The organism is Lysinibacillus sp. NPDC093190, assembly GCF_050280425.1.
GTDB lineage: Bacteria > Bacillota > Bacilli > Bacillales_A > Planococcaceae > Lysinibacillus.
Genome location: NZ_JBNNVG010000001.1, coordinates 246,482 through 271,548, shown reverse-complemented (window position 1 = coordinate 271,548; position 25,067 = coordinate 246,482). Strand labels below are relative to the sequence as shown.

The window sequence follows — 25,067 nt, the reverse complement described above, 5'->3', positions numbered from 1 at the left end:
TATTTACATGCAAGGTATGACTAAATCATACAACACAACTTCTAATGTTACTTATAGATAGTCTCGCCACACATTTAACTGTTCCCAAGCCGGATTTGACTGTAAGTAGTGAAGCGCGTGATTAATTTCACGCTCAGCTGCTTCTTTTGAAGAAGAAACAGCAACAAGCGCTAATTTCGTGCGTTGCCATACATTTTGATGGTCAATTTCAGCAATGGATACATTAAATTTTTGCTTAGTGCGGGTAAGCATACGCTGTAGGACAGCGCGTTTTTCCTTCAACGAATGGGCAGTTTGAATCATGAATTCAACCTCTGCATAAACAATCATTATGCACGTTTAACTTCTTCCATAATATAGGCTTCAATAATGTCGCCTTCTTTAATATCATTGAAGTTTGTAATTGTAATACCACATTCATAACCTCTTGCAACTTCTTTAACTTCATCTTTGAAACGTTTAAGTGTATCTAATTCACCTTCAAAAATTACTACATTGTCGCGGATTACACGTACGCCAGAATCACGAGTTACTTTACCTTCTGTTACGTATGAACCAGCAATTGTACCAACTTTTGATACTTTAATTGTTTGTCGAACTTCTGCTTGACCAATAATTTTTTCTACGAATTCTGGATCAAGCATACCTTTCATTGCTTGTTCAATTTCCTCGATTACTTTATAGATAATGCGGTGTAGACGAATATCTACGCCCTCTTCTTCTGCTGCACGTTTTGCATTGACATCTGGACGAACGTTGAAGCCAATAACAATTGCATTTGAAGCCGCAGCAAGAGAAATATCTGATTCTGTAATCGCACCAGCGCCAGTGTGAATAATTTTCACGTTTACGCCTTCAACATCAATTTTCATTAATGATGCAGCCATAGCTTCTACAGTACCTTGAACGTCAGCTTTAACAATTAAGTTTAGCTCTTTCATTTCGCCTTGACTCATTTGTTCGAATAAGTTATCAAGCGTTACGCGTTGTTTTTCTGAGCGTTGTGCTTGAATTGCTGACATTGCACGAGTTTCTCCAACTTGGCGTGCTGTTTTTTCGTCTTCAAAGACAACGAAACGGTCACCAGCTTGTGGAACATCATTTAAGCCTGTGATTTCTACTGGCGTTGATGGTCCAGCTTCTTTCACACGACGGCCTTTATCATTCACCATAGCACGTACTCGCCCATAAGTATGGCCGACAACAATTGGGTCTCCAACTTTTAATGTTCCATCTTGTACTAAAAGTGTTGCAACAGAGCCTCGCCCTTTATCTAACTGTGCTTCAATTACTGTACCAAGTGCTAAGCGATCAGGGTTTGCTTTCAATTCTCCAACTTCAGCGATAAGTAAAATCATTTCAAGTAATGTGTCAATGCCTTCACCTTTTAATGCAGAGATTGGTACGAAAATAGTTTCGCCACCCCAAGCTTCAGGAACTAGGCCATGCTCTGTTAACTCTTGCATCACACGGTCTGGATTAGCTGAAGGTTTATCCATTTTATTGACTGCAACAATAATTGGTACTTCTGCTGCTTTTGCGTGGTTAATCGCTTCTACTGTTTGTGGCATAACACCATCATCCGCAGCTACTACTAAAATCGTTAAATCCGTTACTTTCGCACCACGCGCACGCATAGTTGTAAACGCAGCGTGTCCTGGTGTATCTAAAAACGTAATTTTTTTGTCGCCTTCAGTTACTTGATAAGCACCGATATGCTGAGTAATACCACCAGCTTCTCCAGCTGTAACTTTAGTATTGCGAATAGAGTCTAACAATGTAGTTTTACCATGGTCAACGTGACCCATAATTGTTACTACCGGAGGACGTTCTGATAATTCTGCCTCGTTAACTTCTTCTGTTTGTTCGAAGTGTGTTTCTAAATCCGTAATATCTACACGGATTTCTTCTTCAACTTCTACACCATAGTCTGCGCAAATTAATTCAATTGCATCCTTATCTAATTCTTGGTTAATTGTTGCCATTACACCAAGCATAAATAATTTTTTAATAATTTCTGATGGCTCACGGTGTAATTTTTTAGCTAATTCCGCTACAGAAAGTGATTCAACAAAAGTAATTTTTTCTGGTAATTCCTTCTGTTTCACTGGTAGACTTGGTTGATGTGTTTTTGGATGGCGACGTTTTCCGCCATGAATTCCTGGTTTTGGACGTTGGTTGTAACCTCCGCCGCCTCTGCGATTATTATTATTTTTATTATTATTATTATTATTATTATTATTATTATTATTATTTGTCATATTTCGATTTAGACTACCTTTTGTATTCTTAGATTTTTCGTTAGACGAATTTGAGTTTTGATGCGTTTGTTGCTGATTATTGGCTTTAGGCTTAGAAGTAGCAGATTGCTGCTTTTGCCCGTCTTGCTTTTTCACCGATTGCTGTGATTTTTGCGATACGTTTTGAGTAGGTTGCTTCACTTCTTTTATATTTTTAAATGTTTGGTTTAACTTTGCCACTATGTCTTTTTCTAACATTGACATATGGTTTGTTACGCTAACATTTATTTTATTTAGTGCTTCAATAACCTCTTTACTCGTTTTATTCACTTGTTTCGCATATTCATGAACTCTGATTTTGGTCATCTGCTCACCCCCGATTATTTTTCGTTGAGTAGACTAGACAATTTGCTTGCAAAACCTTTATCGGTAATAGCTAAAGCCACGCGGGCCTCCTTACCTGTAGCATGTCCTAGATCATAACGATCACCAATTACATGATACTCAACGTTGTAGTACGTACATTTATCTTGAATTTTTTTACTAGAGTTTTTAGAAGCATCGTTTGCAAGCAGTACTAGCCTAGCATTACCATTACGGACTTCCTTTACTACTAACTCTTCTCCTGAAATTACTTTACGGGCTCTTGCCGCTATTCCAAGCAAATTATGCACTGCTTGATTGATCATATAATAGACTCCCTACGAATCAACAAAATAAGTTCATCGTAGATTTCTTCAGGGATTTTTATATCAAGTTGGTGCCCTAAAACATTTTTCTTACGGGCGATTTCAATCGCCTCCTCCGATTTAGAGACATAGGCACCACGTCCCGGTTTTTTTCCGGAGATATCAACACTTACCTCGCCCTCTTTCGTACGAACGACACGAACCATTTCTTTCTTTGGTAGCATTTCTCCAGTAGCTACACATTTTCGAAGAGGTACTTTTTTATTAATAGCCATAAGAATCACCTTTCCTCTCTGAAGCTTGTCGTAAGAGGTGGACTAGCCATGCACCACATCGTTTGTATATATATTTGGAATTTAACCATGATATTTTCCAATGTAGGCTCTGCCATTATTCAGTCGACGCAGCCCAACGTCCACTGAATAATGGCAGCTAACTAGTCACACGGGCTTTCTTACTTATTCTTCGTCGTCTTGATATAAGTCAACTGCCACATCATCAAAATCACTTTCTTCATCCTCAGCAGGTATGAAAGTGCTTGTAGCAGATGGATAAATACCTAACTCACGAGCATCTGTTTCACTCTTAATATCAATTTTCCAGCCAGTTAGCTTAGCAGCTAAACGAGCATTTTGACCACGTTTACCAATTGCTAGTGATAATTGATAGTCTGGAACAACAACAGTAGTAGATTTTTCTTCTTCATTGACTTGAACATCTAAAACTTTAGATGGGCTAAGAGCATTTGCTACAAATACAACTGGATCTTCTGACCATTCAACGATATCGATTTTTTCGCCGTGTAATTCATTTACAATTGTTTGCACACGAGCGCCTTTTGCTCCTACACATGAACCTACTGGATCTACCTCTTCGTTATGTGCAAAAACAGAGATTTTAGAACGATCCCCTGCTTCACGAGCTATTGATTTAATTTCTACAATACCTTCATAAATTTCAGGTACTTCCATTTCAAATAAGCGGCGTAATAAACCAGGATGTGTGCGTGAAACAATAACTTGTGGTCCGCGTGTTGTACGTTCAACCTTTGTAATATAGACCTTAATGCGATCATGTGGATGATATGTTTCACCTTGAATTTGTTCGTTTTGTGGTAATGCAGCCTCTACTTTTCCTAGACCTACGTAAATATTACGAGCATCTAAACGCTCAACTACACCCGTCACGATATCATCTTCGCGGTCCACATATTGCTCGTAAATTAGGCCACGTTCAGCTTCACGTACACGTTGTGTAACAACTTGTTTCGCTGTCTGTGCAGCAATACGACCAAAGTTTCGAGGTGTTACTTCTTGCTCAACCACATCTTCCAACTGGTATGCAGGGTTGATAGCCTTAGCATCTTCTTCAGAGATTTGTAAACGGTCATCTTCTACTTCTTCAACAACATCTTTACGTGAAAAGACACGAATAGAGCCCTTATCTAAATTTAAGTCAACACGGACATTTTGTGCTTGATTGAAGTTGCGTTTGTAAGCTGTAACTAATGCCGCTTCTATTGCTTCAATTAACACATCTCTTGAAATTCCTTTTTGTTCTTCTAGCGCATTTAGCGCATCTAACAAATCACTACTCATTTTTGTTTTCACTCCTAAATATGCATTATGCTTAAAAATCGATGGCAAGTCGTGCCAATGCGATTTTTTCTTGTTCAATTGTTACTGTAATTTTTCGCGTTTTAATGCGTACTTCCATCACTATTGTATGTTCATCGTATGACGTTAAGTAGCCTTGGAATTCCTTCATGTCCTTGATGGGCTCATAGGTTTTAACAAAAATAAATTTGCCAACCGCTTTTTCAAAATCAGTATCCTTTTTTAATGGACGTTCTGCTCCAGGTGAAGAAACTTCTAAATAATAGTTTTGTGTAATTGGATCTTTTTCATCCAACAGCAAACTTAGTCGTTCACTTACTTGAGCACATTGGTCAATGTCAATCCCACCCTCAGGTGTATCCACATAAACACGTAAAAACCAGTTACGTCCTTCTTTTACGAACTCAACATCCACAAGCTCAAGATTCAACTCTTCAACAATCGGTTTGGCGAGCTCTTCAATTAAAGATGGTACTTTGCTCATTGTTTCCTCCTGTATCTATCAAAATCTGGCGTAATAAAACAGAAATTCCACCAGTAGCTTTGGTGAAATTTAACGGTCTTACCTGCTGTTAGTCAAAAATTTGTTTTGCTACGGTATAACAACAGAAAAGAGCGGGAGGGCCCCACTCTTTTGCTGGAAAAATATCAACAAATTATTACCATAAGAATAGCATAGTTTACAGCACAATGCAAATTTCCTTTTTCTAGACATCTAATCAATTATGCCTCGGCATAATTGTGTCTGGAATTTGAATTTTTTGCTTAAATTAGGGTTCATCACCATAACGTGAGAGTTGATTTCCGTTCCGGCTAGACGCTTTCCTGGGGGCGTCCGAGGAGCCGCTTGAGCCAACACGATGTTGGTCACGAAGGCGTTATCACAGGACGTGATGCATTTAGCCTTCGTTCCCCTATGTGCTCGCTCCAGGGTCTCATCTGTGACGCTAATCCCCAAGGAGTCGATTAGCCTCCACTCCAATCAACTTTTATACATGGTATACATTTTAACAAATGTCATCCTCAACTTTATAGCCTTAATTTGAGCATAAGGCTTATAAGTTATTCGTTATGATGATGATGTCTTCAGACTAACCTTCTTATTTTAGAAAAGTGATAACTGATTAGCATCAGGCATTCCTTCTAAACAACCCAATTGATCCATGTATTCTATTAATGTCTTGGATACTCGACCTCGTTGCTGTAAATCTTCCTTCGATAAAAATTCTCCGTCCTCACGTGCTGCCACAATTTGTTTAGCAACGTTCGTACCAAGTCCAGGAATCGCATCAAATGGTGGGATTAAAGAGTTCCCATCAATTACAAATTCACTAGCTTGCGAACGATATAAGTCCACCTTTTGGAAGCTCATACCGCGCTCACACATTTCAAGTGCAAGTTCCATCACCGTTAATAGGTTTTTTTCTTTTGTTGAAGCATCTAAGCCCTTTATATTGATTTCATCAATTTTTGCACGAATCATTTGCGAGCCCTGTACCATCGCAATTAAATCAAAATCATCTGCACGTACTGTGAAATACGCTGCATAATAAAGAATCGGGAAATGCACCTTAAACCAAGCGATACGAACTGCCATTAACACGTAAGCAGCAGCGTGGGCTTTCGGGAACATATATTTTATCTTTTTACATGATTCGATATACCAGCCTGGTACTTTATTCGCTAGCATCTCTGCTTCAAACTCTTCAGATAAACCTTTCCCCTTACGCACGGACTCCATTATTTTAAACGCCAGTGACGGTTCTAGACCTTGATAAATTAAATACACCATAATATCGTCACGACAGCCAATTACTTCCTTCAGCACACATGTACCGTTTTGAATTAACTCTTGCGCGTTACCAAGCCATACATCTGTTCCGTGTGAAAGTCCTGAAATTTGCACAAGCTCTGAGAATGTTGATGGCTTTGTATCTTCAAGCATCTGGCGAACAAAACGGGTACCAAACTCAGGAATACCGAGTGTTCCTGTCTTACAGCCAATTTGTTTTTCTGTTACACCTAAAGTTTCTGGAGAACTAAAGATTTTCATAACGACTGGATCATCTGTTGGAATGGTTTTTGGATCTATCCCTGATAAATCCTGCAACATCCGAATCACAGTCGGATCATCGTGCCCAAGAATATCAAGCTTTAAAATATTATCGTGAATGGAATGGAAATCAAAGTGCGTTGTACGCCATTCTGCATCCTGTGCATCCGCAGGAAATTGCACTGGTGAGAAATCATAAATATCCATATAATCTGGTACTACGATAATTCCTCCAGGGTGCTGTCCTGATGTACGTTTAACGCCTGTACAGCCTTGTACTAATCGATCTACCTCAGCACCGCGGAAATGTAGATTGTTATCATTTGCATAGCCCTTTACATAGCCATAAGCTGTTTTCTCCGCAACAGTACCGATTGTCCCGGCACGATATACATAATCTTCACCGAATAATACCTTCGTATAGTTATGAGCCTGTGGTTGATATTCCCCCGAAAAATTCAAATCAATATCAGGTACCTTATCTCCCTTAAAGCCAAGAAACGTTTCGAATGGGATATCCTGTCCATCCTTTTTATACGGCGTTCCACATTCCGTACAATCTTTATTTGGTAAGTCAAAGCCCGAGCTTACTGAACCATCATTAAAAAACTCGGAATGCTTACAATCTGGACAAACATAATGAGGTGGAAGTGGATTTACTTCAGTAATCTCCATAAAGGTCGCCACTAATGAAGACCCAACAGAACCACGGGAACCTACTAAATAGCCATCAGCTAATGATTTTTTCACAAGCTTCGCAGAAATTAAATAAATTACTCCGAAACCATGGCCTAAAATTGACTTTAGTTCCTTTTCAATTCGGGCCTTCACGATTTCTGGCAACTCTTCCCCGTATATACGATGAGCCATTTCATAGGTTAAATTTGTGACCTCATCATCTGAGCCTTCAATTTTTGGTGTATATAAATCATCTTTAATTGGCTTAACATCACCAATCATATCTGCGACTTTTTGAGAGTTGGTAACAACTACTTCCTTCGCAAGATCTGGTCCTAAAAAATCAAATTCTTTAAGCATTTCATCCGTCGTTCTAAAATGAACCTCAGGTAGCTTTGATCTATTTAATATGTTGGCACCACCTTGAGAGCCAATTAATATTTGTCTGAACATTCCATCTGTCGGATCTAAGTAATGCACATTACCGGTTGCAACAACAGGTTTATCGATTTTCTTCCCTAGCTTAACTAACTTGCGAATAATATCTTCAAGCGTCCATTCATCACGTACGACATTGCGCTCAATTAACGGTGCATACACTGCCTTAGGTTGAACCTCAATATAATCATAGAATCTCGCAACTTGCTCTGCTTCCTCCGGGGATTTATTCATCATGGTCTCAAATAATTCACCATTACTACAACCTGATCCAACTAATAACCCTTCTCTATATTGCTCTAGGACCGCCCGTGTTACACGAGGTACACGATAGAAAGTTTTTGTATGGGAGTGGGTAACTATTTTAAATAAATTTTTTAGACCAACATTATCTACTGCTAATATTGTGCAGTGCATTGGTCGTCCCTTTTTATAAGCATCCCCACCACCAATATGCTTATTAAAGTCGTCGTGGTATTTAATAGCTAATTCATCTGCATCTTTTAACAGCTGTAAAAGTAAGTAACCTGTTGCCTCTGTATCATATATAGCTCGGTGATGTTGGGTTAAATCAATATTGAATTTTTTACAAAGTGTATTTAAACGATGGTTTTTCATCGTTGGATAAAGCAATCTGGCAAGCTCTAACGTATCAATAACTGGATGAATTGTTCCCTCCAGCCCAAATTTTTTATAGCCTGTGTATAAAAAGCCCATATCAAACGATGCATTATGGGCTACTACTATGCCATCTCCGATAAATGCATGAAATTCCTTAATGACTTGCTCCACCTCTGGCGCGTTTCGTACCATATCATCTGTAATGCCTGTCAGTTCAATGGTTGTTGCTGAAAGTGGGTGATGTGGATTGGCAAAGCTTTCGTATTTGTCTATCACATTTCCATCTTTAATTTTCACCGCAGCAAGCTCAATTATAGTATCGTAAGCAGTTGATAGTCCTGTCGTCTCTACGTCAAACACGACATAGGTAGTATCAGCTAATAATCGGTGCTCAGATGCATAAGCAATCGGTACACCATCATCTACTAAATTAGCTTCCAAGCCGTAAATAACCTTTATGCCATGCTTTTTCCCTGCTGCATAGGCCTCTGGGAAAGATTGCACAACAGCATGGTCGGTAATAGCCACGGCTGGATGACCCCATTTTGCTGCCTGCGCAACAAGTCTATCAACTGGTGTCACAGCATCCATTTGACTCATTGGTGTATGAAGATGTAGCTCCACCCTTTTTTCGCCTTCTGGTGCTTGATCCTGACGAGTTGCTTTTTTTATTTCATTAATATCATTTGCCATCACGATTAAATCACGGATAAACGTATCAGTTTGTACAGAACCACGAACTTTAACCCACATACCTTTTTTCAAATGCTGCATTAGCTCTGCATCATCATTATCACGTGAGAACATTTTTACAACGATGGAATCCGTATAATCGGTAATTTTAATTTGTAATAAAGAACGACCGCTTTTCAGCACTTTAATCTCTGCATCAAATACAAAGCCCTCAATGATAACACGACGTTCTTCTTCAACAATGCGTTTAATTTCCATAGTTTCATCGTCTTTAATTAACATACCAAGCTGGAATGGGCGGTCGCCAAGGTTGGCAATAGCTGGATTTTCTTTCTTCTCCTGCTCACGTTTTTGGTAATCTTGTATCGCTTGCTGAGCTAAAGCTACCTCTTCTAAACGCTTCTGCTCCATGAAAGCTTCCTGTGCCGCAATCATTTCTTCCGTTTGATCTTGAAGCACGAAATCTATCACAATGTGGGGAAAACCGAATTGACTATAGCTTTCGGAAAGCTTTTCTGCATACTTTGTTTTCAGCATCATAAATTCCATTTCTTGCATGCAGGATAAAGTAATTTTTTGCCCATTCCACATAGGCATTTGCGATGCTAGGCAATGTTTTAAAGTTGGCGCCATCTCATCTATTTGCTCTACTACAGTTAACCAATATTGTTGGACAAGTTCCTCCGTAACATTTTGCTCTACCGTATCAAAAGTTGTGTGGATTTGAGCGATAGCTGAAAATTTTTCAGTCAAACGAGTACGAAATAGTTGGTATAGTGGAAAAGGAAGTACATCTCGTAATTTAATGGAAAAATTCCATAGCCTATTCTTTTTGTGTACAGTTAACCGTGATAATTCACCTTCCTCAAAAAAGGACATATACACATCATCTGTTAACTCTAGTTGTTGCAAGAGCATTTGAAACTTCGTTCTTGCTTCTTGTTGCTGTTCCAATCTATTGACACCTACTTTCAGAAAGAGGCAATCTTAAAGCCCCTTGTTTTAATTCCTCACCAACATTTACTATTTGAAGAAAAAAATTCGCTCCCTTTCCACGGGCGACCGTCAAGCCTCACAAATCCTAAACATCTATGAATTCATGCTTGGCTCGCTGTCCCCGAGAAGTGGCGCGAATCTTTTATCTATTTAATGCCATTTACATACTTTTTGGGACAAGCCATTCTAAAGGAAAAAATCAATTATGCCTCGGCATAATTGCGTCCGGAATCGGCTTTGTACTTAGGCCTGCACGAAGCAGGTCAGTTAGCCGTTATCACATGGATGCGATGATTTTAGGCTAACATCCTTTATTAACTCCTTTCCGATTCCGTGACATCCGCCGGAGGCATTAGGCCAACAGATGTATTTTGTGCGAAAACGTAGTGCTAACGCAGCGGCAGCAACAAGATGTTGGTCACTCAGTCGTTGCCACAGGACGTGGCGTTCTTAGACTGAGTTCCTCTATTTCAGCGGGTGTTTGGACACCCACTAAAAAGGAGCTTAAAACCCGCATTCATCTCACCACCATAGAGATGGGAGACTCTCGCTGAAAGAAGTTAATTTTTGCGAAAAAATTCATTTAAGCGATCAATGACCTCTTCTTTTTTCCACTCGAACGTTTCACCTGTTTGACGGAATTTCACTTCAACAACACCTTCAGTTGCTTTTTTACCTACTGTTACACGGACAGGTAAGCCAATTAAATCAGCATCTGCAAATTTAACCCCAGCGCGCTCAGCACGATCATCTATTAGCACATCATAACGGTATGATTTCAATAAACCATAAAGCTCATCAGCTAAGGCAACCTGTGTTTCATCCTTTGTATTAACAGGTACAACATGGATATCATAAGGAGCTAATTGTGTTGGCCAAACAAAACCATTTTCATCTTGGAAATGCTCCGCAACAGCAGCTAAAATACGTGATACACCAATACCATAGCATCCCATAATAAATGGCTGTGCCTTACCTTGTTCGTCTAAGAATGTACCATTCATTTTTGCAGAGTAAGTTGTTCCTAATTTGAAAATATGACCAACCTCGATACCTTCTGCAAATTTGATAATTCCTTGTCCATCTGGAGATGGATCACCCACTTGAATAAAACGAATATCTACGTATTCATTCACTGCAAAATCACGCTCAGGGTTAACGTTTACTAAGTGGAAACCATCCTCATTCGCACCAGCTACACTGTTACGAATCGATTTAATAGCATTGTCAGCTACTACTTTTACGTCTACTGGTAATTTAACAGGACCGATTGAACCAACTCCACAGCCTAATAAATCACGGATTGCCGCTTCACTAGCAAGTTCAACAGAACCGGCATTAAGCGCATTTTTTAGTTTAATATCATTAATTTCATGATCTCCACGAGCGAGTACAACCACTAATTCACCGTCAACGTCAAACACTAATGATTTAATGACTTTTGAAGGTTCAACATTTAAGAAAGCTGATACTTCTTCAATTGTTTTTTGATCTGGTGTTGCCACTTTTTCAAGTTCTTTTAATGCTTCATCTGATGGTTGATAGTCTACAAGAACTTCTGCCATTTCGATGTTCGCCGCATAATCAGACGTGTCAGAGTATGCAATTGTATCTTCTCCAATTTCAGAAAGCACCATAAATTCATGTGTACCTTTCCCACCAATTGAGCCTGCATCTGCAATAACTGCACGATAGTTTAAACCAAGACGAGAGAAAATATTTGAATAGGCACGATACATATCATCATATGTTTCATCTAAACTTTCACGCGATGCATGGAAAGAGTATGCATCTTTCATAATAAACTCTCTGCCTCGTAGTAAACCAAAGCGAGGACGCTTTTCATCACGGAATTTAGTTTGAATTTGATAAAGTGTTAATGGTAATTTTTTATATGATTTAATTTCATCGCGTACTAAAGTTGTAATCACTTCTTCATGTGTTGGCCCTAATGCGAAATCACGATCATGACGGTCTTTTAAACGCATTAATTCTGGACCATATTTTTCCCAGCGGCCTGATTCCTGCCAAAGTTCCGCAGATTGTAATGAAGGCATTAAAAGCTCAATTGAATTGATTGCTTCCATCTCTTCACGAATAATGTTTTCTATTTTTGTTAACACACGTTTTGCTAGCGGTAAATACGAGTATACCCCACTTGTATTTTGACGAATAAACCCTGCACGTAGTAATTGCTTATGTGATTTTACCTCTGCATCAGCAGGTACTTCACGTAGCGTTGGGATAAATGTTTTACTTTGCTTCATTCAGTGTTCCACCTTTTTAATAGATAAGTTTTTATACTCTAATTAGCATAAACAAATTTAGCTTTGAACGCAATGTTTCAAAAAAATTGCGCTCAAAGCTATGTTATTTCAATCAATTTTCACCTTGGCGTAATTGCAACAGACGCCATGGCTTCTTCTAAATATGTTTTACTTGAAAAACTTAACTTCACTTCATTTATTTAGATCAATTATGCCGAGGCATAATTGCGTCCGAAATCGGCTTTGTGCTTAGGCCTGCGTGATGCAGGTCAGTTAGCCGTTATCGCATGGATGCGATGATTTTAGGCTAACATCCTTTATGAACTCCCTTTCGATTCCGTGACATCCGCCGGAGGCTTTAGGCCAATAAATGTTTATTGCGCGAAAGCGTAGCGGCAGCGGCAGATGTTTTTTGCGCGAAAGCGTAGCGGCAGCGGCAACAGCACGATGTTGGTCACTCAGGCGTTTTCACAGGATGTGAAGTTCTTAGCCTGAGTTCCTCTATTTCAGCGGATGTTTGGCATCTGATGAAATAAGTTAAAAGAAAAATCGTTGTATATCGTTCCAAGTAACTACGACCATTAAGATCATCAATAGTACGATACCTACAAAATGCACAAGACCCTCTTTTTGACGATCGATTGGTTTACCTCTTACTGCTTCGAAGCCAAAGAATAATAGACGACCACCGTCAAGTGCTGGAAGCGGTAGTAAGTTCATAATGCCAAGGTTAATACTTAACATCGCAGCCCAATTCATTAAATTGATGAATCCATATTGAGCTACCTGCTCTGTCGCTTTATAAATTCCTACTGGACCAGATAGAGCATCTATCGTGAATTTACCGGTAATTAACATACCAAGCAATTCAAATATTCGAGCAGTCATATTATAAGTTTCTTGAGCGCCATAAACAACAGCCTTTAATGGATTGAATTCACGCGGGCTTTCATACTTAACCCCTATTTGACCATATTTTTCGCCATTTTGTTCTATATTTTCTTTTACCTTCATATTTAGGTTAACTTGTTGACCATTTCGATCAACTGTTACAGTAATATCTTCACTTGGATGATCTTGTACAAAAGCAGCTAAATCTTGCCACTTATCAACTACTTGTCCATCGATGGCAGTTACTCTATCGCCTGCAAGCATTCCTGCTTGTGCGGCTGGATCATTTTCTACTACTTCTGTGATGATTGGTTCATACGTAGGCACACCATGAATCAATCCAATCAGCATATAAATAATAAAAGCTAATATAAAGTTAAACAACGGGCCTGCAAAGATTGTCATTGCTCGTTGACCGACTGTTTTAGCGTTAAATTGACGATCATATGGTGCAATTAACGTTTCTTTACCGTTTTCTACAAGAATACAATCTCTTGCAACATTATAACGAACTAATTTTTCTTCTTCATCATAGCCTTCTACAAACAAATCCTTTTCTAAATCAGCACGCTCAACTTCTAAAAATAATAGATCTGGTAATTGCTTATTATTTTGATTAAAGATAATTTTCTTTACCACATTATCTTCATCTACAATAAGCCCTACTCGATAGCCCGGCTGTAATTCGGCGCCATCCATGTCCTCACCAGCCATACGCACGTAACCACCAATCGGCAATAAACGTATCGTATAGATTGTTTCACCATGTGTTTTTCCATAAATTTTTGGTCCCATACCAATTGCAAATTCTCGAACCATAATTCCTGCCCGTTTCGCGAACAAAAAGTGACCAAATTCATGGAAGAATACAAGTAGGCCAAATATTAAAATAAAAGCAATAGCTGTTTGCATAATACCCCACCTTTAAAAGCGAATAGTTAACGATATCTTCTCTCTTTATTTTACCATGTCTAACACTGTTTTTCTTGTTTCACTGTCTACATGTAAAATTGTTTGCAAATCTGGCACTAATATGTTGTTATGTGCTTGCATTACACGCTCAATCGTTTCGTCAATTTCAAGGAATGTTATTTTCCCTTGTAAAAATGACGCAACTGCAGCTTCATTCGCTGCATTCATCGTTGTTAAAATTGTACCGCCTGTGCGCCCAGCCTCATATGCTAGTCGCAATGCTGGATAACGTTCAAAATCCATTTCTTTAAAATGTAGCTGACCAATTTGTGCTAAATTAAGTCGTTGTCCGTTATGCAGCGGCATACGATCTGGGTAGCTTAATGCATATTGGATAGGTACACGCATGTCTGGCGTACCTAGCTGTGCAATGACACTAGTATCATGATACTCAACTAGGGAGTGAATAATACTTTCTCTATGCAAAAGTACATCAATTTTATCATAAGGCATATCAAATAAGACATGTGCTTCAATGACTTCTAGTCCTTTATTCATCATTGTAGCTGAATCTATCGTAATTTTCGCACCCATTGACCAGTTCGGGTGATTTAGTGCATCCGCAACCGTTACATGCTTCAAATCCTCGCGTGTTTTGTCACGGAAGCTACCACCAGAAGCTGTAATAATTAAACGTTCAATATTTTTCGGATTCTCACCATTCATCGATTGGAAAATCGCAGAATGCTCACTATCAACCGGCAAAATTGTTGCATTATATTTCTTGGCCTCAGCCATCACTAAATGTCCAGCGGTTACAAGTGTCTCTTTATTGGCGATGGCAATTGTTTTGCCCATGCGAATTGCAGCTAATGTTGATTCTAGTCCAACACTTCCAAGAACCGCGTTTACAAGCACCGTTGAATCAGGATGTGTAGCGACCTCTACAAGCCCTTTTGCACCAAACGTAAAGTATACTTGTGGATATTCTTTAGCGAGCATAATTGCATCTTCTTCTAATTGAACAGATACAAGCTCAGGCTTTAAAGTTTCAATCATTTCACGAGTTTTTTCGATATTTTTTCCTGAAGAAAATGCCACTAAATGAAAGGCATCGCGTTGTTCTTTTAAAATATCATAGGTTTGCCAACCGATTGAACCAGTTGCACCAAGTAAACTAATTTTTTTCACGACAAATTGTCCCCTTTTTCTATCTCAGCAAATGATATAGCACGATTATCACTCTGTTTAGAGGAAAATGCTATTGTTATGGCACATCACCATAACGTAGAGTTGATTTCGGTTCCGACTGAACGCTATTGTTCCTAGCTACCAAAAACAATGTAAAAAATGTAGTAAAGGCACGACGAATAAAAGACTATCAAAGCGGTCTAATATACCGCCATGCCCAGGTAAAATATTTCCTGAATCCTTTACGTCAAAATGACGCTTTATAGCAGATTCCACTAAATCACCCATTTGGCCAATAATTGACGCAAAGATTGTGATGAAAATAAGTGAGACATAACCCTTTGCAAATGGATAAATTGCTTGCATCGCGACTGCAAAAATTACTGCAATGACAATCCCTCCCACAAAACCTTCCACGGTTTTCTTCGGTGAGATTTCAGGCCATAGCTTATTTTTGCCAAGTTTTCTTCCGACAAAATATGCACCTGAGTCAGTTGTCCAAACTACAAGTAAACAATATACGACAAACTCTAGACCGTAATATCGTGTTTCGATTAAATAATGGAAGCCTAACCCGACATAAAACGCACCTAATAAAATAAAAGCAACTTCATCAAATGTAATTTTATTTTTTACAAGGACTACGTATATGAGCAATAGCATCATTAGACCATACACAACCATTAAATCGGAAGAATAGCCAATTGCATCTACTACCTTACTTGACCAGTCCTTTGGTATAACAAGCAGTGTTAATGTTAGTAGCCCTAAAAAACCAGGCACTGAAAAAAGTGAAATACCTTTCATTTTTAGTATTTCATAAAAGCCGACAACAGCCATTGCAAGTACAAGTATTGTAAATGGCACTTTTCCATAGATAACAAATGGAATAAATAGCGCTGCTGCAATTATTGCTGTGATAATTCGTTGTTTCAAGTTGTTTCTTCTCCCTTCAACCCACCGTAACGGCGATTACGTTTCTGGTAGTTTTCCACCGCTTCCAGCAAGTTTTCCGCACTAAAATCTGGCCACAATGTATCTGTAAACCAAAATTCTGTATAGGCGAGCTGCCATAACATAAAATTACTTAATCGCACTTCACCGCTTGTACGAATTAATAAATCTGGCTCTGGCAGATGAGCCGTCATTAAATGAGATGTCAAGCATTCTTCCGTTAAGTCTTGCATCGTTAATTGACCGTCTTGCACCTTTTGAAGCATCATTTTCATGGCGCTAACCATTTCCGAACGACTTCCATAATTCAGAGCAAAATTTAGAATTAACCCTGTATTATGCTTCGTCTCCTCCATCGCCTCGTACAACGCTTTTTGCGTATGTGCTGGTAACAAAGATGGATCGCCTATCATTTCAACACGTACATTACGTTCCATCATTTCAGGTAAAAAGGAACCTAAAAATTCTACCGGTAAACGCATTAGAAAATCGACCTCTGTTTTTGGTCGCTTCCAATTTTCTGTAGAGAACGCATACACCGTTAAAACTTTAATACCTAGATCTGATGCAAATCTAGTTACCTTTCGTACCGTCTTCATACCTTCATTATGCCCAGCAATACGTGGCATGGCACGCTTCTTCGCCCAACGTCCATTTCCGTCCATAATAATCGCTACATGGGCAGGAATCGGCTCGTTTTTAGCAAGGGCAACACGTTCCTCCAATGATAGTGAATCCATATTTATTTGTTTACCTAATAGCTTTTTAAACATGCTAACTCCCCCACTACAACTAATCGGACGTATACTAACCTATCATAACAAACAAAAGCGCATTTTGTCTTTTTTTTCCCTCTAAATTGACTATGTATGAACTATCTTATTTTAGAACTACACACATTTTAGGATTATCACCTTAACGTGAGGTTGATTTCCGTTCCGACTGGGCGCTTTGTTGCTGACGCTTCGCTTAAGTAAAGAACAGTTCTTCTTAATCTTAAAAGAAAGCAAAAATAGATGAAAGGTATTTCCCTAAAACTAATCAATTATGCCTCGGCATAATTGCGTCCGGAATCGGCTTTGTGCTTAGGCCTGCGTGATGCAGGTCAGTTAGCCGTTATCGCATGGATGCGATGATTTTAGGCTAACATCCTTTATGAACTCCTCTCCGATTCCGTGACATCCGCCGGAGGCTTTAACTTCTTTCATCAGGTGTTTGGATATCCGCTGAAAAGTAGCTTAAATCCGCATTCATCTCACCACCCATAGAGGTGGGGGACTTCTGATGAAAGAAGTTAAAGTTTAATGTATAAGACTTTACTACATCTTTTACATAATAATTTAAAAGTAAAGAGAAAAGACGTCCTGATATTTATAGGACGCCTTCATCTCATCAAAAAGTTCCATCATGGATATGCAAAGCGAATAGTTGCTTACACTTCTAGAATTTCTTTTTCCTTATCTTTCGTTACTTGGTCTACTTTAACAATGAATTCATCCGTTAATTTTTGAATATCTTCACCGTAGCCACGTAGATCATCTTCTGTGATTTCGCCAGCTTTTTCAAGTTTTTTTAGATCATCATTAGCATCGCGACGAACGTTACGTACAGCGATTTTTGCATCCTCTGCTTCTTTTTTCACTTGCTTCACAAGATCTTTACGACGCTCTTCTGTTAAAGCAGGAATCATTAAACGAATAACAGATCCATCATTTGTTGGTGTAATACCAATATCTGATTTCATAATCGCTTTTTCGATTTCACCTAAAATCGTTTTATCGTAAGGTGTAATAACTAATAAACGTGCTTCTGGTACCGAAACACCACCAAGCTGATTTATTGGTGTTGGTGCACCATAATAGTCAACCGTAATGCGATCTAATAGAGCAGCATTTGCACGACCTGCACGGATTGAAGCTAGTTCACGTGTAAAAGCAGCAATTGTTTTGTTCATTTTTTCTTTAGCTTGTTCTAAAACTTGTTTAGTCATAATGCATTCCTCCTAACAATTGTTCCAATTTTCTCGCCTTGTACGGCACGTTTAATATTACCTGGTTCCGTAATTGAGAAGACAATTAACGGAATATCGTTATCCATACATAAAGTAGAAGCTGTTGAATCCATTACTTGTAAGCCCTGTTGAATAACGTCTAAGTATGTGAGTGTATCATATTTTATGGCAGTTGCATCTACTTTCGGATCTGCAGAATAAACACCATCTACATTATTTTTTGCCATTAAAATCGCATCTGCGTCGATTTCAGCTGCTCGTAACGCAGCTGTAGTATCAGTAGAGAAGAATGGGTTACCCGTACCTGCTGCAAAAATTACTACGCGTTTTTTCTCTAGGTGACGAACTGCTTTACGGCGAATATATGGCTCTGCTACTTGTGTCATTACAATAGAAGATTGCACACGTGTTTCAATCCCTAATTTCTCCAGTGCATCTTGTAAAGCTAATGAGTTCATAACCGTTGCTAGCATACCCATATAGTCGGCTGCTGCACGATCCATCCCCATTTCACTACCGATTTTTCCACGCCATATATTACCGCCACCTACAACAACAGCAACTTCTACATCAAGATCTACTACTTCTTTTACTTCTTCTGCAACAGACTTGATTATTTTTGGTGATAAACCGAAGCCCGCTTCTCCAGCTAACGCTTCACCACTTAATTTTATAACTACTCGTTTATATTGTGGCACACTCATTGTAAACCTCCGTCAGACTTTATTTAAAACATCTCTATTCCCTTTTCCATTATAGTATAAATAACAATAATTGCTAGTTATGAATAAGGCAGAATAGAAAATTATATGGCTCATCACCAATTCCATTCTCAACTATTGGTGGATGAACCAATTATATCTTTTTTTGCTCATTTCGGAAAAATAGGGAACACGCTATGTTGTGTTCCCCATTTTTTGTCTAGAAAATCTAGATATTATTTGATTAGGATCAAACGCAAGCTAAATTAGTTACCTTTAACTTGGCTCATTACTTCTTCAGCAAAGTTATCTTCACGTTTTTCGATACCTTCACCTACAGCGTAACGTACGAAGCCGTTTACTGAACCGCCAGTTGAAGCAACGAAGTCACGTACTTTTTGATCTGAGTTTTTAACGAATGTTTGGTCAAGTAAGCAAACATCTTCGAAGTATTTACCAAGACGACCTTCAACCATTTTTGCTACGATGTTTTCTGGTTTACCTTCGTTAAGAGCTTGTTCAGTTAATACTTTACGCTCACGTTCAACTTCTTCAGCCGAAACTTCATCGCGAGAAACATAAGTAGGGTTAATAGCTGCGATATGCATAGCAACATCTTTTGCAGCAGAAGCATCTGTAGAACCTTCTAAAGCAACCAATACACCGATGCGGCCGCCCATGTGTAAGTAAGAACCGAATGCATCTGCATCAGTTTTTGTTTTCACTTCGAAACGACGAAGAGTGATTTTTTCACCGATTGTTGCAACTGCAGTTGAAATTTGGTCAACAATTTTCACACCTTCAGCATTTGCAAGCTCTAATGCAGCTTCAACTGTTGCAGGTTTAGCAGCAAGTAATTGCTCAGCTAAAGAAGCAACTAATACTTGGAATTTATCGTTTTTAGCAACGAAGTCTGTTTCAGCGTTTACTTCAATGATGATTGCTTCGTTACCTTGTTCTAAAATGTAAGTTGTACCTTCTGCAGCGATACGGTCAGCTTTTTTAGCAGCTGAAGAAAGACCTTTTTCACGTAGGAAATCGATTGCAGCATCTATATCGCCATCAGTTTGTACTAACGCTTTTTTACAATCCATCATTCCAGCGCCAGTTTTTTCGCGTAATTCTTTTACTAATTGTGCAGTAATGTTTGCCATTTAGTGTTTCCTCCTCAAATTGGTTGTACAAATTTTAGTGATAGGTTCTAAAAAAGGTGATAAGGGTCCTGAGCCACTTATCACCTTTTTGTAAACGTGAATTACTCAGCAGCAGCTTCTACAGCTGGAGCTTCTTCTTCACCTTGTTTTGACTCGATTAAAGCGTCAGCCATTTTAGCAGTTAAAAGTTTAACAGCGCGAATAGCATCATCATTAGCAGGAATTACGTAGTCGATTTCATCTGGATCACAGTTTGTATCAACAATACCTACTAGAGGGATGTTTAATTTAATAGCTTCTGCAACAGCAATGCGTTCTTTACGTGGGTCAACCACGAACATTACGTCTGGAAGAGCGTGCATATCACGGATACCGCCTAAGAATTTGATTAGACGTTCGTGTTCTTTTTTAAGTTGGATTACTTCTTTTTTAGGTAGAACTTCAAAAGTTCCGTCTTCTTCCATTTTTTCGATTGCTTTCATACGTGCAACACGTTTTTGAATTGTACCGAAGTTTGTAAGAGTACCACCTAACCAACGTTGGTTGATGTAGTAGTTGCCTGAACGTTCAGCTTCATCTTTGATCGCTTCTTGTGCTTGTTTTTTCGTACCAACGAAAAGAACTTTACCACCGTCTTGACCAACTTGACGCATGAAGTCATAAGCTTCCTCTAATTTTTTAACAGTTTTTTGTAAGTCGATGATGTAGATCCCGTTACGCTCAACGAAGATATATTTCTTCATTTTTGGGTTCCAACGACGAGTTTGGTGACCGAAATGTACACCAGCTTCAAGTAATTGTTTCATAGAAATTACTGACATGTGTATTTCCTCCTAGTATGTTTGGTTTTTATCCTCCGCATTTATCACTTGCAACAAGCTACCCTAAGCTTAGAGCACCACTTACTACATCAAAATGCGTGTGTATTAATAACACCATTTGCAACTATATCATAGCTTTACCCCATTCGCAACTGTTTTAGTGATGGAATTTTAATAATAGCTCGATTTCTGTTTTTCCTTTTTGAAGCTGCTTTGCAATTTCTTCTGGTGTTTTACCTTGTTTCGCTAATTCAACAACTTGTTGTTCCACTGTTAATGGCTTAGCTTCTTGCTTTTTGGTTGCATCAGTTGCTTGTTGGTCCGAATGTACCACCTTCGCTTCAGTTTTAGCCCCAGTTTGCTGCTGACGTGAATAAGCATTGGCTACGATATTTTTGGGCACATAAATACGCTGTTCATTATCTAGACTAATAGAACCGTCTACTGTGCTTTTTTCCTTTGTCAGAGAAGGTGGTTGCTCCTGCTCCTTTTGTCTCACAATCTGTTCTTCCTGTTTCACAGCATTCGTTTGAGTTTCAGACTTAGAAACTCTTTGCAGCTCTTGAATTAGGCGATCGTTTTCATCTTTCATATCAGCTAAATAGACACTGATGGTATCATCCATTTCACGCATTAAGCGCTCCTGTTTCTTTTCTAAGTCCTTAAATTTAGCTAGCTTCGTATTTAATATGATAAGGAAATAAAATGAAATTAGCTGTAAAATAAATAGAACCGCAATTAGTATGATTGTCATAGTAAACTCCTATCCACTAAAATCCACGAAATTCCCTTTAAACGGATGCTGCGCCTGCTTTTCTCGCTTCTCGTCATCCTTATTTTTCTTTTTCCGAGTACCTTTTATATACTCGACACCTGCTTCTTCATCTTCACTAATCCCATCCATACCCTCTGAAGTATTCACAACTTTTTGCTTGCGTTCTATTTCTTTTTTTAACGCTTCATTTGCATGTGCTTGCTGAGCCAAAGTTTGTTGTTGTGCCTGATCAGCCATTTTTCCTGCTTCAAACGTTTTTGGAATAGCTATTTGTAATTCGACACCCTTTAAACTCATGTGACTCCCTCCTTCAATGATATGTATATAAGGATTATTATGCATTAATCATTTCATTGGATAATAATTTCCGTAGCTTTAATAACGCCTTAGAGTGGATTTGTGAAATGCGTGATGTTGATAATTCAAGCATTTCTCCAATTTCTGTTAATGTTAATTCCTCAGAATAAAATAAACTAAGCACCAGCTGCTCCTTATCATTGAGCTTTTGGATATTTTCCGCTAAATCCCCAAGCAATTCTGACTTAACGACAGCTTGCTCAGGTGTTTTAGTCGTATCATCACGAATAACGAATGACTTTCCATCAGTCTCATCTTGATCTTGCTGCTCATTAATGGAAAGAACATTTGAAAAGAAATGCTCTTGTACAGTTTGGTAAACGTCCTCAACAGGTAAAGCCATATGTTCCGCAAGTTCCTCAGGTGTTACATGACGCATATATTTTTGTTCTAACTGTTCAATCTGTGCATCTAACTTTTTCGCCTTCTCACGTGCGGAGCGTGGCAACCAATCTTCCTTACGTAAACCATCAATAATTGCTCCTCTTACTCTAAAAGAGGCATATGTATCAAATTTCAAGTCTCTATTAATATCAAATTTATTCAACGCGTCAAAAAGACCTACCATACCTAAGCTCGTTAAATCGTCTCGCGATACATTCTTTGGTAAGCTCGCTCCAATGCGTTGTACATGATAAGATACTAGAGAAATATATTTTTTTATAAGTAAATTACCAGCATCTGGATCACGTTCATTTATCCAGCGGTTCCACAGCTTTTGTTCATCGTTCAGAATTGGTTGTGTCATGTAATCCACCTCTCTAAGAAAAACGCATTTACGCGTCTGTTTGCCACTGTCTTATATTACCTTGATGTTTTTTAAATAGTTCATTCTGTAATTCTTTCCTATTATTATAACAAAAATCGACTATAATTTCATTTGTTTCTCCTACTCTATCATAGATTCTTTACATTTATGTGTCGGGCATTTTTTAGTTTGGATATAGTTAAAACTTACTAATGCAAAAGAATAAGATAACTTTAAAAAAGAGCCGCTACTCGCGACTCCCATTTTTAAGCAGTATTTATTTGCGGATCATCCTCACGATTCATCATCGTTCGTACAACCTGAGCAATTTCTTCTGTGCTTTCATCTTGAAACTCAACGGCAGAGTTGGCCGTCGGTGTTTCTTGATTTTCTTCCTCGTGATTATTGGATTCGTTTTCTTCATGCTCACCTTCAACGACTTCTTCATCGCCCTCTGGTGTGAATAAAACGTAGGCAATTAAAAACCTTACAATATACATGACGAAAAACACAAATATTCCCGCCACAAATGACCCTATGATAATACTTAGTGGTGTATAGGGTTTTTGAAATGTAATAAAAAAGTATAGAGAAAAGGCCAATAACGCTCCCCATAGGTTATAAAAAATAGAACCAAACATTATATTTCGCTCACTCCTTGGTTAACCGTTCGAATATGTAATGTCGACGTCGCAGGATTAAATTCAATTGTTCTACCACTATTACCACCAGTGTCTTCGGCAACTAAACGAATTCCATGACGCTTTAGCTCATGCTTTACAGCTTCTACATTACGTGGGCCGATGCGCATGGAGTCTTTATCTGAAGTGAATTGAAACATCTGCGCACCACCCGCAATTTTTGCCTTTAGCTTGAATTTTTGAACGCCTTCTAACTTTAATAAGTCAATCATTGCCGCAATGCCTGTGTCAGCAAATTTAGCCACATTTATTGACTCTTGTCTACCTAAACTTGAATCCGGCAACATCACATGTATTAAACCAGCAATTTTTTTTGATTCATCATATAAAATAACACCTACACAAGACCCAAGACCTGATGTTCTTATCGTATTTGGTAACTTTACTACATCCATTTGTGCAATTCCAACTTTGATAACTTGCCCATTACTACTGTTTAGTATCATCTACGAAACTCCTAATGCTTTAAAAATAGCATCAAATGAGTCTGGATCTGGTAATAAGAAGAAATGCCCTCTTACTGTTTCCTGATCCTCTACACCGTCTTCAAAAATGGATGTGTTTATTACGATAACATTATCGCTAACGTGTGATAATTCAATCAAGCCAATACTAATAATAGCACCAAACATGTCAACACTTAGTCCTGGCACAGTTGGATAAATTTTTAAATTTGTAAAGTCAGATAACGCCGATAAATAAGAGCCGGATAAAATATTACCCATTTCCTGCATAGCTGATAAACCTAACTCTGAAACAGGTCGTTTTTTAAAGTCGAATGATTCATCAAATATGAGACGACGAATAAAACGATTTGCTTGTTCAATTGGCAGGATAAAGAACATACTACCTTCAGCATCACCTTCAATGCGTAGATAGATTCCAACTACGACATTTTCAGATCCTCCAGCAAGCTCCATCATGTCATTAAATGACACCATTTCAACCTTTGGTACTCGCATATCAATTTTTTTACCAAGTAAATTGGAAAGTGCTGTCGCAGCATGCGCAGCACCTATATTACCAATTTCCTTCAATACATCTAAATGTAGTGATGTAATCTTTTGATTATATGTCATTATCGATCCCTACTTTAGTGGATTTAGTACTTTCTCTAAATGCAATAAAATTAATAATCGTTTATCTATTTTAGCCACTCCTGAAATAAACTCTTCTTCCAGTGAACCTACCACTTCGGGCTGTGGTTCAATTGAGTCAGCTGGAATGTCTAACACATCATTTGCAGAGTCTACGACGAAACCTACTTCCATATCTTCTAATGAAATAATGATAATACGTGTTGTTTCTTCATGCTCTGAGACAGGTAATTCAAATCGTTCACGTAAATCCACAATTGGCGTTACGACACCGCGTAGGTTAATAACACCTTTTACATATTTCGCCGTTTTCGGTACACGTGTAATATGCATTAGTTTTTCAATCCCTTGTACATGTGACACTGGAATCGCATATTCTTTATCGGCTAATTGGAAAACAATTACTTTAATACTTTCTTGTTCCACTGCGTTTGTCATTGTTTACACCTCTCTTATTCATTCA

Annotated in this window: 23 protein-coding genes; all 23 read right to left on the bottom strand. The window is 38.5% G+C overall.

What is annotated here, in order from left to right; translation table 11 throughout:
- Positions 1 to 51: 51 nt before the first annotated feature.
- Entirely contained in the window at positions 52 to 330 is a 279-nt protein-coding gene (locus ACQKOF_RS01280) for a DUF503 domain-containing protein (protein ID WP_053483261.1), read from the bottom strand.
- A complete protein-coding gene (infB, locus tag ACQKOF_RS01275; protein WP_427552910.1) occupies positions 330 to 2,606 on the bottom strand; it encodes a translation initiation factor IF-2 in 2,277 nt (758 codons plus the stop codon). The genes ACQKOF_RS01280 and infB overlap by 1 nt, the downstream gene beginning before the upstream one ends.
- Positions 2,607 to 2,620: 14 nt before the next feature.
- Positions 2,621 to 2,929, bottom strand: a complete 309-nt coding sequence (locus ACQKOF_RS01270) for a YlxQ family RNA-binding protein (protein WP_370042831.1) — start codon at positions 2,927 to 2,929, stop codon at positions 2,621 to 2,623.
- Complete coding sequence (rnpM, locus tag ACQKOF_RS01265; protein ID WP_427552907.1) at positions 2,926 to 3,204, bottom strand: RNase P modulator RnpM; 279 nt, start codon at positions 3,202 to 3,204, stop codon at positions 2,926 to 2,928. Before rnpM ends, ACQKOF_RS01270 begins: the two co-directional genes overlap by 4 nt.
- Positions 3,205 to 3,387: 183 nt before the next feature.
- Positions 3,388 to 4,527, bottom strand: a complete 1,140-nt coding sequence (gene nusA, locus ACQKOF_RS01260; protein ID WP_427552905.1) for a transcription termination factor NusA — start codon at positions 4,525 to 4,527, stop codon at positions 3,388 to 3,390.
- Between the two features lie 31 nt (positions 4,528 to 4,558).
- Entirely contained in the window at positions 4,559 to 5,029 is a 471-nt protein-coding gene (rimP, locus tag ACQKOF_RS01255; RefSeq protein WP_427552903.1) for a ribosome maturation factor RimP, read from the bottom strand.
- A 621-nt stretch (positions 5,030 to 5,650) separates the two neighbouring features.
- Positions 5,651 to 9,982, bottom strand: coding sequence for a PolC-type DNA polymerase III (locus ACQKOF_RS01250; protein WP_427552901.1), 4,332 nt, complete (start codon positions 9,980 to 9,982; stop codon positions 5,651 to 5,653).
- A gap of 602 nt (positions 9,983 to 10,584) precedes the next feature.
- Positions 10,585 to 12,291, bottom strand: a complete 1,707-nt coding sequence (locus tag ACQKOF_RS01245; protein ID WP_427552899.1) for a proline--tRNA ligase — start codon at positions 12,289 to 12,291, stop codon at positions 10,585 to 10,587.
- 537 nt (positions 12,292 to 12,828) lie between these two features.
- Positions 12,829 to 14,094 (bottom strand): RIP metalloprotease RseP, encoded by a 1,266-nt coding sequence (gene rseP / locus ACQKOF_RS01240; protein ID WP_427552897.1) that lies wholly within the window; start codon positions 14,092 to 14,094, stop codon positions 12,829 to 12,831.
- 45 nt (positions 14,095 to 14,139) lie between these two features.
- The gene (gene dxr / locus ACQKOF_RS01235; RefSeq protein ID WP_427552895.1) at positions 14,140 to 15,285 is read right to left on the bottom strand and encodes a 1-deoxy-D-xylulose-5-phosphate reductoisomerase; all 1,146 of its coding nucleotides are present in this window, start codon (positions 15,283 to 15,285) and stop codon (positions 14,140 to 14,142) included.
- A gap of 138 nt (positions 15,286 to 15,423) precedes the next feature.
- On the bottom strand, positions 15,424 to 16,221 hold the full coding sequence (locus tag ACQKOF_RS01230) for a phosphatidate cytidylyltransferase (protein ID WP_427552893.1): 798 nt from the start codon (positions 16,219 to 16,221) through the stop codon (positions 15,424 to 15,426).
- Positions 16,218 to 17,012, bottom strand: a complete 795-nt coding sequence (locus ACQKOF_RS01225; protein ID WP_427552890.1) for an isoprenyl transferase — start codon at positions 17,010 to 17,012, stop codon at positions 16,218 to 16,220. The genes ACQKOF_RS01230 and ACQKOF_RS01225 overlap by 4 nt, the downstream gene beginning before the upstream one ends.
- A 659-nt stretch (positions 17,013 to 17,671) precedes the next feature.
- A complete protein-coding gene (gene frr, locus ACQKOF_RS01220; protein WP_427552888.1) occupies positions 17,672 to 18,229 on the bottom strand; it encodes a ribosome recycling factor in 558 nt (185 codons plus the stop codon).
- A complete protein-coding gene (gene pyrH, locus ACQKOF_RS01215) occupies positions 18,226 to 18,954 on the bottom strand; it encodes a UMP kinase (protein ID WP_427552886.1) in 729 nt (242 codons plus the stop codon). The genes frr and pyrH overlap by 4 nt, the downstream gene beginning before the upstream one ends.
- A 263-nt stretch (positions 18,955 to 19,217) precedes the next feature.
- Positions 19,218 to 20,105 (bottom strand): translation elongation factor Ts, encoded by an 888-nt coding sequence (gene tsf, locus ACQKOF_RS01210; protein WP_427552884.1) that lies wholly within the window; start codon positions 20,103 to 20,105, stop codon positions 19,218 to 19,220.
- Between the two features lie 101 nt (positions 20,106 to 20,206).
- Complete coding sequence (rpsB, locus tag ACQKOF_RS01205) at positions 20,207 to 20,926, bottom strand: 30S ribosomal protein S2 (RefSeq protein WP_049668466.1); 720 nt, start codon at positions 20,924 to 20,926, stop codon at positions 20,207 to 20,209.
- Positions 20,927 to 21,083: 157 nt separating this feature from the next.
- A complete protein-coding gene (locus tag ACQKOF_RS01200) occupies positions 21,084 to 21,680 on the bottom strand; it encodes a hypothetical protein (protein WP_370042843.1) in 597 nt (198 codons plus the stop codon).
- A gap of 9 nt (positions 21,681 to 21,689) precedes the next feature.
- A complete protein-coding gene (locus tag ACQKOF_RS01195; protein ID WP_427552881.1) occupies positions 21,690 to 21,998 on the bottom strand; it encodes an RNA polymerase subunit sigma in 309 nt (102 codons plus the stop codon).
- 37 nt (positions 21,999 to 22,035) lie between these two features.
- Positions 22,036 to 22,806 carry a FliA/WhiG family RNA polymerase sigma factor gene (locus ACQKOF_RS01190; RefSeq protein WP_427552879.1) on the bottom strand — a complete coding sequence of 257 codons (771 nt, stop codon included), beginning with the start codon at positions 22,804 to 22,806 and terminating at the stop codon, positions 22,036 to 22,038.
- 266 nt (positions 22,807 to 23,072) lie between these two features.
- Positions 23,073 to 23,447, bottom strand: a complete 375-nt coding sequence (locus ACQKOF_RS01185) for a hypothetical protein (RefSeq protein WP_427552877.1) — start codon at positions 23,445 to 23,447, stop codon at positions 23,073 to 23,075.
- Positions 23,447 to 23,953, bottom strand: coding sequence for a chemotaxis protein CheD (locus ACQKOF_RS01180; protein ID WP_370042847.1), 507 nt, complete (start codon positions 23,951 to 23,953; stop codon positions 23,447 to 23,449). Before ACQKOF_RS01180 ends, ACQKOF_RS01185 begins: the two co-directional genes overlap by 1 nt.
- Positions 23,954 to 24,586, bottom strand: coding sequence for a chemotaxis protein CheC (locus ACQKOF_RS01175; RefSeq protein ID WP_132357421.1), 633 nt, complete (start codon positions 24,584 to 24,586; stop codon positions 23,954 to 23,956).
- Positions 24,587 to 24,595: 9 nt separating this feature from the next.
- Positions 24,596 to 25,042, bottom strand: a complete 447-nt coding sequence (locus tag ACQKOF_RS01170; RefSeq protein WP_370042849.1) for a chemotaxis protein CheW — start codon at positions 25,040 to 25,042, stop codon at positions 24,596 to 24,598.
- Positions 25,043 to 25,067 lie beyond the last annotated feature (25 nt).